Origin of the sequence: Saprospira grandis DSM 2844, assembly GCF_000275825.1 — a bacterium.
Taxonomy (GTDB): domain Bacteria; phylum Bacteroidota; class Bacteroidia; order Chitinophagales; family Saprospiraceae; genus Saprospira; species Saprospira grandis_A.
Window position 1 is genome coordinate 3900366 of the sequence record NZ_JH719942.1, and the last position, 12482, is coordinate 3912847.

Here is a 12482-nt window from a genome sequence, read left to right on the forward strand (position 1 = left end):
TGCCCCGCCCTGCGGGCGGGTCGGGCTGTTTCGCAGCTCGCAGGTCTGCTCGGCCCTGCGCCGCCTTTGGCGGCTGGGTCTGGCGCTTCGCGCCACTGCTGTCCATCCCTCAGCCTGCGGCCCTTCGGGCCTGTAGGACGCCATAAAAATAAAATAAGGTCCCTTAACCGTTACTTTAGGCAACGTTTTTGCTAAGCACTGGCTAATTCATCGGGAGATAGCAAGGCCTATTTACCCAAATTTTTTAAATAAAAAATCAAATTCTCATGAAGCATTGGATTTATCTTTCCGTATTCGCCCTATTTTTGGGCCTCATGCCCCAAGAAGCACAGGCTCAGGGCTTTTTGAAGCGCGCTAAGGAACGTGCCGAGAAAAAACTCAAGCAGCGTGCAGACAAAGCCGTCGATAAAACAGTAGACAAAAGCTTGAATAATGCAGAGGATGCCGTTACGAGCAAGAAGAACACAACATCAAGTAGCAAAACAACCGACAAAAGCAGCAGTGCCACAAATAGCAGCAATGATGCAGCAGCAAGCAGCTCTGCAGCTTCTTCTAAGCGCAAAAAGGAGCTAGATAGCCGCCTGAGCAGCGCAGAAGAGGTGATGGATGCTTATTTTAATGCCCTAGGTGGCCAAGCCAAACTAGAAAAGCTAAACAATATTTATATTAAAGCTTCTGCCTCTATGGCGGGCCGCGAACTAGGTGAAGAGCGCATTATGATGCAGGGCCAAAAGTACCGCACACTTACCACTATGAGTGGCAATGAAATTCCCGAAACCTTTGATGGTAAGCAACATTTTTCTGATGGAAAAGTAAGCAGCCTAGATGCTGAAAACCTTAAAAAACAACAGCTCCTGGCTACTTATCCCGCCGAATTGGCCATGCAAAAACAAGGCTATAGCTTTGAGTTTTTGGGTAGCGCTAATGTACAAGGCAAAAAATGCTATAAAGTACGAAGCGAAAATGCAGAGAAAACAGAAAACTATCAGTTGTTTTTTGATATGGAAACTGGGCTGAAAGTACAGCAAATTCATAATTATATGCAAGCGACTCCCGGCACCAAAGGTGTAAATCGCCAACAAGTGGCCGTATATAGCAATTACAAAGAAGTAGAGGGCATTCAAGTTCCTTATACCGAAAAGCGCGCCTTGCGTGGCTATGAAATTAAGTATAATGTAGAAGCCGTACAGTTCAATATTGATCTGCCCGCCGAAACATTTGAAATCGAAAACTAATCTTGAATTAGTCGATTCTTTTAGCCGCCCCTGCCTTCAGGCAGGGGCGGCTTTTTTATTAGTGGGGGCGAAGCCCCGGCCCGAAGGGCCAATGGCCCAGCGCTGCGCAGTGGTGGCCGCAGGCCAGACCCAGCGGGCGAAGCCCGCGCAGGGCCGAGCAGACCTGCGAGCCAGGAAGCATAGCGGCGGCCGCCCCAAATTAAAGGGCGGCCGCGGGCCCCAAAAAAATAGTCAATAAAGCAAATTCAGAAACTTTGGAAATCAGAACAAGCTGCTTATATTAGGCCCTTAAAATTAAAATCTCATCAACATTATGTGGTTAGACATTCTCCAAATTACTTTGCCAGCATTACTGCTATTTTTGAGCACTTTGGTGCTAGTCAATAAGTTTTTGAAAAACCAGAGAGAGGCTATGCAGAGCTTTTTGCTCAAAGAGGCAGAGTTTAGAAAAATTGAGGGCGAGCGCCGCAAAATTGAGCTACAAAAAGCCAATAAAGAAACGACTTTGCCCCTGCGTTTACATGCCTATGAGCGTTTGTCGCTTTATTGTAACCGTTTGGATATTGTGGATCTTTTGCAGCGTTTTGACCCCGATGAATTATCGGCCAAAAGTTATAGCGCACAACTACAAATTGCTCTAGAAGAGGAGTTCTCGCATAATGTGACCCAGCAAATGTATATGTCTGAGGAGCTTTGGCAGATCATTTTATTGGCCAAAAAAGAAGCAAAAGTAATTTTGCAAAGAGTACAACAGCAACTAGATGCGGTAGCAGAAGGGAAGCAATTGCCTGCGCAAAAGTATGTAGAAGTTTTGTTGGTGTACCTAGAAGAAAGTCCGCAAGAAGGGCATGTTCAGGCTCTTGCCGCCATCAAAAAAGAGGTAGCGCTTTTGTTCTAAGCGCCTCTTTATTCGGTCCTTTTGGGGCCAAAAACAACAGCTAATCAACAACCTATGTCTAAGCGTCTCATTGAGTGCGTGCCCAATTTTAGTGAGGGCCGCCGACCAGAAGTTATTGCCGAAATTACCGCTGCGATTGCTGCCGTAGAAGGGGTGAAATTGCTTAATGTGGACCCTGGAAAGGCCACCAACCGCACGGTGGTTACTTTTGTGGGAGAGCCTGAAGCCGTGATTGAAGGGGCTTTTCAGGGCATTAAGAGAGCCAGTGAACTCATTGATATGAGCAAACATAAGGGCGAGCACCCTCGTATGGGCGCCACCGATGTTTGCCCACTGATTCCTATTTCGGGCGTTTCTGTAGAAGAAGCGGTGGCTTATAGCCAAAAATTGGGAGAAAGAGTGGGGCAGGAGCTAAATATTCCCGTCTTTTTGTATGAGCATTCGGCGACTCAGGCCAAATGGAAGAACTTGGCCAATATCCGTTCTGGAGAATATGAAGCCATGGCCGATAAATTGGCTACGCCTGAGTTTACACCTGATTATGGCCCCAAAGCCTTGCATAAAGAAGCGGGGGTAATGGCTATTGGCGCTCGTGATTTCTTGATTGCCTATAATATTAACCTCAATACGACCTCTGTTCGCCGGGCCAATTCTGTAGCCTTTGATGTTCGAGAAGCTGGCCGCGTCAAGCGAGAAGGGAACCCCATTACGGGCAAAAAAGTATTGGATGAAAATGGGCAGCCGGTCCGCATTGCAGGCGCTTGCCAGGGCGTAAAGGGAATCGGTTGGTTTATTGAAGAATATGGGGTGGCTCAGGTGTCGATGAATATTACAAATATTGAGCAAAGTCCCTTGCATATTGTTTTTGAGGAAAGCTGTAAGTCGGCAACTAAAAGAGGTATGCGGGTAACGGGCTCAGAGCTAGTGGGCTTGTTGCCGCTTAAGGTGATGCTAGATGCAGGCCGCTACTTTCTACGCCAACAGCAACGTTCTGTTGGAATTTCAGAACAAGAATTGATCAAGATTGCGGTTAAAACGATGGGCCTAGACGAGCTTTCTCCCTTTGACCCCAATGAGCGCATTATTGAATATCAGCTCAAGGATGCCAGTCAGCAGCCTTTGATTCAGATGAGCTTATCGGATTTTGCCACAGAAACCTCTTCAGAGAGTCCAGCCCCAGGTGGTGGCTCTATTTCGGCCTATGTAGGGGCTTTGGGCGCTGCATTAGGCGGTATGGTCGCCAATTTGTCTAGCCACAAAAGAGGTTGGGACGACCGCTGGGAGTACTTTAGCGATTGGGCCGAAAGAGCGCAGATTCTAGAGCGAGAATTGGTTGATTTGGTCGATAAAGATACCGATGCCTTTAATGGCATTATGGCGGCTTTCCGTTTGCCCAAAGGTAGCGAGACCGAAAAAGCAGCCCGCCAAGAAGCCATTGCCGAAGCTACTCGCCAAGCGATTTTGGTGCCTTTCCAAGTTATGAAAGCTTGTATGGCTAGTTTGCCGCTTTTGGAGGAAATGGCCAAGGAAGGTAACCCCAATTCTATTAGTGATGTTGGCGTGGGCATGCTTTGCGCTAGAGCCGCTCTCCGTGGCGCCTACCTCAATGTGAAGATTAACAGCAAAGGGATGGAAAACGATAGCATCGTTAGCGATTGCTTGCAAGAAGGAGCCGCTATGCTCGATAAAATACAAGCCGCCGAAACAGCAATTTTGGCTATTGTAGAAACTAAACTCTAGTGCGTTCCTGACTAAAAGAAAAAAAGCCTGTAGCATTTTGCTACAGGCTTTTTTTGTCCCTTTAAACTGGGTTTAAAGCTCTTCCAAAATGAATTTTGTCATTTTGTTGTAGAGGTGTAGGCGGGTATAGCCCCCATAAATCCCATGGTTTTTATTGGGATAAAACTGCTGATCAAAGGGAATATTATTATTGATGAGCTCCGAAGACATTTCGGCAGCATGCTGAAAATGCACATTATCATCGGCAAAGCCATGCACCAATAAATAGGCCCCTTTTATGCGCTCCACAAAGTTGATGGGCGAGTTTTGCTCATAGCCCTCATTATTTTCTTCTGGGGTGCGCATATAGCGCTCTGTATAAATGCTATCGTACCATTTCCAGTTGGTAACGGGCGCCACCGCAATGGCCATTTTAAAGACCTTATTGCCCTTGGCCAAGCATAAAGAAGAGAGATAACCGCCAAAACTCCAACCAAAGATGCCAATGCGGCTGCCATCTACATAATCTAAGCCAGCCAAATAATTGGCGGCGGCAATTTGGTCCATGGCCTCATATTTACCCAATTGCATATAGGTCGCTTTTCTAAAGGCTTCGCCTCTGGGCTCGGTGCCTCGGCCATCTACAGAAACTACAATGTAGCCTTTCTGGGCTAGTAGCTGAAACCACATATTGTTGCCATCTTTCCAAGCATTGCCCGCCGTGGGGGCCGAGGGGCCGCCATAGACATACATAAAGACGGGATACTCCTTTTTGGGATCAAAGTTGGGAGGCAAAATGCGCCAACCATTCAATTTAGTCCCTTCGGGGTTCTTAAAAGAGAAATACTCAATCTTGCCCAAATTGTAGTTTTTCAAGCGCTGCTTCAAAGGGGCATTGTCCTCAATCACACGCAATTTTTTATTGCCTTTGCTCTGATAAACCGTAAAGCTAGGTGGTGTATTGATGTCTGAATGCTTATTGATGTAAAACGCAAAGGTAGGGCTAAATTCTGCACTATTGGTCCCTGCGGCCTTGCTGAGCTTTTTCATCTTTTTGCCCTTCAAACTAACCCAATAGACCTCTCTTTCTGTCGATTTTTGGGCCGCAGCCTGAAAATAAAGGCGCTCATTTTTTTCATCTACCCCATAAAAGTCAGTAATGTCCCATTTGCCTTTGGTCAGTTGGCGAATCAGCTTGCCCGCTTTGTCATAAAGGTAAAAATGGCGGTAGCCATCGGTTTCATCCGACCAAACAAAGCGGCCATCTTTCAAAAAGACCAAATGATCCTCAATATCAATGAAGTACTTATTCTCTTTGCTCATCAACAACTTGGGGGCACTGGCATCAGCCGCCAATAAAAAGAGGTCCAATTGGTTCTGATGGCGGTTCATCCGATAGATGCAAAGCTCATTGTTGGGGGTCCAAAGCAAACGCGGAATATACTGATCCGTCTCACTCCCTACTTCCAACTGACGCAGCTTTTTGCTCTCCAAATCATAGAGGTGTACCGTGACAATCGCATTTTTCTCTCCCGCTTTAGGGTACTTAAAACTAACGGGATTAGGGTAGAGGTTGCCCAAATAATAGGTCATCCCAAATTCCTTTACCGCCAATTCATCAAAGCGCAAAAAGGCAATTTTACGGCCATCGGGCGACCAAAAAAAGGCCTTGTCAATGGCAAATTCTTCTTCATATACCCAATCTGTAGCCCCATTGATGATTTTGTTTTGTTCGCCATCTTCCGTGATTTGTAGCTCCTTGCCCGTCTGCAAATCCTTGTAAAAGAGGTTGTTATCTCGAACAAAAGCCACTTTGTCTGCCTGCGGATTAAAGCTAGCATAACGCTGCTTGCCCGCCTCCGAAACCACCTCCAATTTCTGGCTCTTGCGGTCATAAACAAAATAATTGGCCTTATAAGAGTAGCGATAAATTTTTGCAGGATCCGTCTCCAACAAGATTTTTTCTTCTTTGGGCCCAAAACTATAACCCGAAATATCAAAGCCGTTTTCTGCCGTAAAAAGAACCTGGCTTTCTTGGCCCGTTTTCAAATCAAACTCCCGAATCTTTTTGTCATCCAACTGGCTGTAATGCTGCCCGTCTTGCATAAAGTTAAAGCCCTGAGCCGATTGCGAAAAGAACTGGTAATTTCGCCAAATCTCCTCTAGCTGAATCTCCTTTTCTTGGGCCCAAACCAAATTGGGGGCCGCCACTAGCAATAAGAATGCTAGCCCAACATAATGTTTTATCATTTTTTCTAAATTGATGAATGAAAATATAATTTGATAATCAGTCCTTTAGGGCTGATTAGCTGCTGTATCCAAATAAATGTATATGAAAATAGAATCTTTTTGCCGAACTTTGGGTTGTTCTAAAGCAGCGCCTGAAGCGCCTATCTAAAAAAAGAAGTTCTTAGCAAAAGGACTATTCTTTTCTACAAAAAAGAAAAAAAGTTCGACTATATCGAGCCAAAAGCAGCTTCTTTTGGGGCTGCCCCGCCCTTTGGGCGGGTCGGGCTGTGTCACAGCTCGCAGGTCTGCTCGGCCCTGCAGCGCTAAAGCGCTTTGGTCTGGCCCTGCGGGCCACTGCTATCCATCCCTCAGCCGGCGGCTTCGCCGCCTCTAGACGCAAAAAATAAAAACAACTTTCTCAATAAAAAAAAACAATATTATGGCAGAACTCAGATCTACCCACCTACACGAAAATGGCAAAAAAGTATGGCGATTACAGGCTCTAAGCACCGAGGTTTATGATGTGGACAAGGGCGGAATGGTCACTACAGATCTTGTTGATTTTAATGACAGCAATTTCACTAGCCGATTTGGTGGCTATGTCCCCGTACAAATTACCTTCTACGATAGCCGCAACTTTGAGGTCCTTTACCATACTGCCGATGGCCCCATTGAAGGCAATGGCCGCTGGACCAAAAACGCAGACCATATTATTTTGCAACAAAACACAGGCGATGAAATCGAGCTCCCCAAAGCAGTTTTAGCCGCCAAAGACCAGTTTCATAGCGAATATGCTTATCTAGGTGGCAATATGGATATTAAACAGCTGAAGTATAGAGCTATTTAATGTCCCTCCTTTAAAAAAAAGAGATAAAAAGGCCCGAGCGCATCTGCGCTCGGGCCTTCGCTTTTCCCTTTTAGCATGTTGATGGCCTAGCGATGTGCAGCAGTGCGGCGAAGCCGCAGACCAGAACAAGCCCTTTAGGGCGCAGTTCAACGACCAACGGGAGTAACCGAAGGTGCGTAGCACCGAAGCGCAGGGCCGAGCAGACCTGCGAGCTGCGACAACCAGCCTCAAAGAGGCGCCAGTTCGACGAAGTAAACGACAACAAGAACTTTAGTTCGCAGTTCGACGACCGAAGGGAGTAACCGCCGCAGCTTGCTGCGGAGGCCCAAAACAACCAACAAAAAAGAGCAGCCCTAAAGCTGCTCCCCGATAGCATATACATTTAGCCTGAGGCTAATATTTTTTCCAGAAGAAAGGCGTGAGCACAATCAAAACCGTAAAGAGTTCTAGGCGGCCAAGTAGCATCAAGAAAGAGAGGAAAAACTTCTGTCCCTGATTAAAAAAGGCAAAATTGGAAACGGGATTAACTTGCCCCAATCCAGGGCCCACATTACCCAAAGAGGTAGCCACCGAGCCCAAAACGGTTTCAAAATCAAAGCCCCAAGCCGCCATAATCAGGCAGCCAAAACAATAGAGGGCCATATAGACCAAGAAAAAGGCCAAAACATTATAAGCAATTTTGCCCTCTACGGCCTTTTTGTTGTAGCGCAGCGGCAAGATAGCATGAGGATGCAATTGTCGCTTGAACTCCAAAATACCGTTTTTCAGAATCAGGATGTGCCGAACAATTTTTACGCCTCCAGAGGTAGAGCCCGCCGAGGCGCCCATGAACATCATAAGGAAAAATACCACCTTGAGAAAAGGCCCCCAGGCCGTAAAATCCTCAGTTACAAAACCGGTAGTGGTAATCACGGCAATCACCTGAAATAGCGCATCTCTAAAGGCTTCTTCTAAAGAAACATTTAACTTTTGAGGGTCATAACTAAAAACCAAGGCCGTGGCTACTGCAGTAATAATAAGGACCGAAAAGAGGTAGGCTCTAAACTCTTCATTGCGCCAAATGCGGTGCAGCTGCCCCTTGAGCCCCCAATAGGTAAGCGAAAAGTTCATGCCCGACAAAAACATAAATACAATCACAACATAATGTACTGCGGGTCCATAGGCCGCCAAACTCGCATTTTGTGTAGAAAATCCGCCCGTAGACACCGTGGCAAAGGCATGATTGACCGCATGATAGAGGTCTAGACCACAGAAAAGCAACAAAATGGTTTCTACTACGGTTAGCATCACATAAATCACCCAAAGCCGCTTAGCAGTTTCGGTAATTCTGGGGTGCAACTTATCGGCAGTGGGGCCAGGAGCCTCGGCCACAAAAAGCTGCATGCCGCCAATGCCCAAAAGTGGCAAAATGGCAATGGTGAGAACAATAATCCCCATTCCCCCAATCCAGTGCGTGAGCGACCGCCAAAACAGCATAGAACGAGGCATGGCCTCAATATCGTTGATGACCGAAGCCCCAGTGGTGGTAAATCCAGATACTGACTCAAAGAGGGCGCAGGCAAAATCGGGAAACTCCTCTCCTCCAAAAAAGTAATAGGGCAGAGCGCCCACCAGCGACATTAACAGCCAGCCCAAACTAACAATGAGGTAGCCGTCTCTTTTACTCAAATTGCCAGAATGCTTACGAGTAGCCAACCAACTGCCCAGACCAAAGAGAATAGAGCCCAGACCAGGGATCAAAAACTCCCAAAAACCAGCCATATCCATCATGCCGCCGCCTTCCTCTTGATAAATAAGGGCAATAGGCAGACAGGCTAACATAAAAAGGCCATTAAAAAAGAGCATACTGCCCAATACATTCAGAATGACCTTGAGGTGAAATCTATTTTTAGGCATTTTAGGGCTATTTAAAGAAACGTTCTACTTTACGGATGGCATCGGGCAAGGTGAAAACAACCACTCGGTCGCCTTCCTTAATATTAAAATCTCCAAGTGGGGTGTAGCTTTGACTGCCCCGAAGTACGCCCCCAATAATGGCCCCTTCCGGAAAGCCCAATTTGCGAATGGGAGCACGGGTGATCTTTGATTTTCGCTTCACCTCAAACTCCAAAATTTCGGCCTGTACGCCATGTAAGTTCCCAATCGTCAAGACCTCGCCCTTACGCACAAATTTAAAGATGTTAGAAGCCGCCAACAGCTTTTTATTGATGAGCGTATCAATACCAATATTCTGAGAAAGATGAATGTAATCCATGTTTTCTACTAATGCAATGGTCTGACGAACACCCAAAGATTTGGCCACCAAGCAAGACATAATATTCGTTTCCGAATTGCCCGTTACGGCAATAAAAGCATCCATCTCATCAATGTTTTCCTCCTTGAGCAGGTCCACCTGACGAGCATCTCCATGAATGACCAAGGTTTCGGGCAGGCGCTCGGCAAAGTTGTAGCACTTTTCTCTGTTGACCTCAACCAATTTGACATTGTACTTATCACTGAGCAATTTAGCCGATTGCTGCCCAATTAAACTTCCGCCAACAATCATGATATTGCGAATATGAACCTCCGGCTTGCCCGTAAATTTCATCAAATCGGGCAAATCTTGAGGCGAAGAAACAAAATAGGCAAAGTCATTTAGCTTGAACATAGAGTTTCCTCTGGGAATCAAGGTCTTATAGCCTCTTCTGATGGCTACGGGCATTAGCTTGCGGCCATGGGCGGCAGCAGCCTCAATGACCGTTTTATTCAAAATTGGGGCATCTTCTTCTACCAAATGCACCCCAACAACCTTTAGCTGTCCATCGCCAAAATCAATAGAATCCGTCACGCCAGATTGCTCCAATAGGCGCTCAATTTCATGAGTTACTAGGGCCGCAGGCGAAATCAGTTCATCAATTCCTAGCTCCAATAAAGAAAAATCGCCTTCTCCACAAGAGAGGTATTCAGCGTTAGATACTCGCACAATGCTATGCCGAGCGCCCAACTTTTTCCCAATCAATCCAATGGTAATATTGGTGGTCTCAGATGCCGTAGCGGCAATGAGCATATCGGTGCGCTCAATTTTTGCCTGTAGCAAGGACTTGGGGGAGGCTGCATTGGCATTGAGAGTCAGGACATCCAAACGATTTTCAATATAGGCCAATCGGTCTTTGTTGGTGTCTATAAGCGTAATATCTTGCTGCTCATCGGCAAGTAGACGAGCCAAGTGGAAACCCACTTCTCCAGCTCCGGCAATAATGATTTTCATCTGTAGATAACTTTTATTCTACCACAAAAGTACAAGGAAGTTTTATAAAATGTTAAGCTTATTATAACTATTTAAAGTTAGGGGCCATTTTGGGGCCTCAGCTGCGGCTTCGCCTTGCTGCGGTTACTCCCTTTGGTCGTTGAAGATGCCCTAAAGGGCTTGTTGTCGTTTCAGGGCTCGCAGCTCTGCTCGGCCCTGCGCTTTGGTGCTAGGCACCTTCGGTTACTCCCTTTGGTCGTTGAAGACGCCCTAAAGGGCTTGTTGTGGCCAGTCGCTGCGCTCCTCTGCGGCGGCTCTGCCGCCTGCAAGGTGCAATTGGACCAAAAGTCTAGCCTGCAAACAGAAAAGAGCCAGCCCTTTTGGGGCTGGCTCTTTATTGCGACCCTAAGCCTTAGGCTAGATCGATATCTTGACAAGCATATACATCTTGAACGGCAGAGATAATATCTACGCCTTCGTTCATCGGTTTTTGGAAGGCTTTGCGGCCCAAAATAAGGCCCAAACCACCTGCCCGTTTGTTAATGACAGCAGTTTCTACTGCATCTTGCAGATCATTTCCGCCAGAAGCTCCTCCAGAGTTGAGCAAGCCCACACGGCCCATATAGCAGTTGGCTACTTGGTAGCGACAAAGGTCAATGGGGTGTTCAGTAGCTAGGTCAGTATACATCTTAGGATGAGTTTTACCAAAACCTACTGCCGTAAAGCCGCCATTGTTTTGAGGTAGCTTCTGCTTAATAATATCCGCCTGAATGGTGACGCCCAAATGGTTGGCTTGGCCAGTGAGGTCGGCTGCTAGATGATAATCCTTATCCTTTTTGAAGGCCGAGTTGCGAGTGTAGCACCAAAGAATGGTCGCCATACCTAGCTCATGAGCATATTCAAAAGCCTCGGCAATTTCAATGAGTTGGCGATTAGAGTTTTCTGAGCCGAAGTAGATGGTGGCTCCTACGGCTACGGCACCCATATCCCAAGCATTTTTGATAGAGCCAAACTGGATTTGGTCATATTTGTTGGGGTAAGTCATCAATTCATTGTGGTTAATTTTAACCACCAAAGGAATTTTATGCGCATACTTTCTAGCCACAGCACCCAAGACACCATAAGTAGTGGCCACGGCACTACACTGCGCCTCTAGGGCCAACTTGATAATATTTTCAGGGTCAAAATAGATGGGGTTGGGGGCAAAAGAGGCCCCAGCCGTATGCTCAATGCCCTGATCTACAGGCAAAATAGAGAGGTAGCCCGTTCCACCCAAGCGGCCATGATTGTGCAAGGCGCCCAAGCTGCGGAGCGTTTGTATATTTCTGTTGCTCTGGCTCCAAACTTCATCAATAAAGTTTGGGCGGGGAGCATGAATAGTAGATTTTGGAAAAGTCGATGATTGATGTTCGAGCAGGTAGGCTGCTTTTTCGGCGCCTAGGCGCGCTACAATTTGGTCCAACAAGGCCATGTCGTTTCAATTTTTTGGCGGATAAAAAGCGTTTGCGCCCCAAAATACAAAGTTCAGTTAAATTTTGATGCTGCAGCCTATTTTATTTATCTGTGGGCATAGAATCGGGATGCACCAACAAAACCCGATTGCTATCTAGCTTGCTAGAGTCTACCGTGGCCCGAATATTATCGCCAGTGATGCCAGAGTAGTAAGTGAGGTACCATTTATTTTGGACCTCATTGTGTTGGTAGCGCAGTTTAATCACAAAGGCCTTTTGGGCAATAATATACTCCTCCATGAGGTCATCGGCTCTGGGGGCAAATTGGCGTTCTACGCCTTCTTGGCCATCAATGGGGCGCAATAAGGTCCAGTCTTTTTCTTCTATGAATTTTGGCAGGCCATTGGCCATTTTGGGGCCAGTAATGGGAAAATCAATTCGGGCCAACTGAAAATCAATTTCATGGAAAAACTTATGATGAAAGCTTAAGAAATCTTCTCGGCCATATTCATCTAAGGGGAGCCCCTCTTCGGTTTGTTTGGGGCCACAAGAAAAGAGAAATAGGCTGCTAAGTACTAAAAGAAGTAAGTTTGCTCTGTTCATGGTTTATTTTTTTTCGAAACGCAAATCTAGGAAATAGATACAATTTTTTGCCCAATTGCTTTCTTTTTTGCTAGGGGTTTGGTCCTTGGCCTAGCGATGCGGCGGGGTGGCCGAAGGCCAGACCGAGCCAGCTTGCTGGTGAAGGGCCGAGCAGACCTGCGAGCCCCAAAGCGTAGCGCCGCAAGGCGAAGCCGCAGCGGAGGCCCCAAAACAAAAATGATATCTTGCGGAATGAACAGAAGAATCCCCCTACTAGTTAGTTGTGTAGTTTTGT

Annotated in this window: 9 protein-coding genes; 4 read left to right on the forward strand and 5 right to left on the reverse strand. The window is 46.5% G+C overall.

Annotation, left to right across the window (positions count from 1 at the left end; genetic code table 11):
* The first annotated feature begins 266 nt into the window (after positions 1-266).
* The 3 genes from SAPGRDRAFT_RS17325 (at position 267) to ftcD (ending at position 3873) form a co-directional block, all read left to right on the forward strand.
* The gene (locus SAPGRDRAFT_RS17325) at positions 267-1235 is read left to right on the forward strand and encodes a hypothetical protein (protein ID WP_002660652.1); all 969 of its coding nucleotides are present in this window, start codon (positions 267-269) and stop codon (positions 1233-1235) included.
* Between the two features lie 313 nt (positions 1236-1548).
* Complete coding sequence (locus SAPGRDRAFT_RS17335; protein WP_002660654.1) at positions 1549-2133, forward strand: hypothetical protein; 585 nt, start codon at positions 1549-1551, stop codon at positions 2131-2133.
* Between the two features lie 54 nt (positions 2134-2187).
* Positions 2188-3873 (forward strand): glutamate formimidoyltransferase, encoded by a 1686-nt coding sequence (gene ftcD, locus SAPGRDRAFT_RS17340; RefSeq protein ID WP_002660656.1) that lies wholly within the window; start codon positions 2188-2190, stop codon positions 3871-3873.
* Positions 3874-3945: 72 nt separating this feature from the next.
* Here ftcD and SAPGRDRAFT_RS17345 read toward each other — a convergent pair whose 3' ends face one another.
* The gene (locus SAPGRDRAFT_RS17345; RefSeq protein ID WP_002660658.1) at positions 3946-6102 is read right to left on the reverse strand and encodes a S9 family peptidase; all 2157 of its coding nucleotides are present in this window, start codon (positions 6100-6102) and stop codon (positions 3946-3948) included.
* Positions 6103-6520: 418 nt separating this feature from the next.
* Here SAPGRDRAFT_RS17345 and SAPGRDRAFT_RS17350 point away from each other — a divergent pair, with 418 nt between their 5' ends.
* A complete protein-coding gene (locus tag SAPGRDRAFT_RS17350; protein WP_002660659.1) occupies positions 6521-6928 on the forward strand; it encodes a hypothetical protein in 408 nt (135 codons plus the stop codon).
* 393 nt (positions 6929-7321) lie between these two features.
* Here the strand turns inward: SAPGRDRAFT_RS17350 and SAPGRDRAFT_RS17355 are convergent, their stop codons facing one another.
* The 4 genes from SAPGRDRAFT_RS17355 to SAPGRDRAFT_RS17370 all read right to left on the reverse strand — a co-directional run bounded on the left by SAPGRDRAFT_RS17355 (position 7322) and on the right by SAPGRDRAFT_RS17370 (position 12208).
* Positions 7322-8824, reverse strand: coding sequence for a TrkH family potassium uptake protein (locus tag SAPGRDRAFT_RS17355; protein WP_002660661.1), 1503 nt, complete (start codon positions 8822-8824; stop codon positions 7322-7324).
* 7 nt (positions 8825-8831) lie between these two features.
* Complete coding sequence (gene trkA, locus SAPGRDRAFT_RS17360) at positions 8832-10175, reverse strand: Trk system potassium transporter TrkA (protein ID WP_002660663.1); 1344 nt, start codon at positions 10173-10175, stop codon at positions 8832-8834.
* Between the two features lie 391 nt (positions 10176-10566).
* Positions 10567-11625, reverse strand: coding sequence for a class I fructose-bisphosphate aldolase (locus tag SAPGRDRAFT_RS17365; RefSeq protein WP_002660665.1), 1059 nt, complete (start codon positions 11623-11625; stop codon positions 10567-10569).
* Between the two features lie 82 nt (positions 11626-11707).
* Positions 11708-12208, reverse strand: a complete 501-nt coding sequence (locus tag SAPGRDRAFT_RS17370) for a hypothetical protein (RefSeq protein ID WP_002660667.1) — start codon at positions 12206-12208, stop codon at positions 11708-11710.
* Positions 12209-12482: the final 274 nt, after the last annotated feature.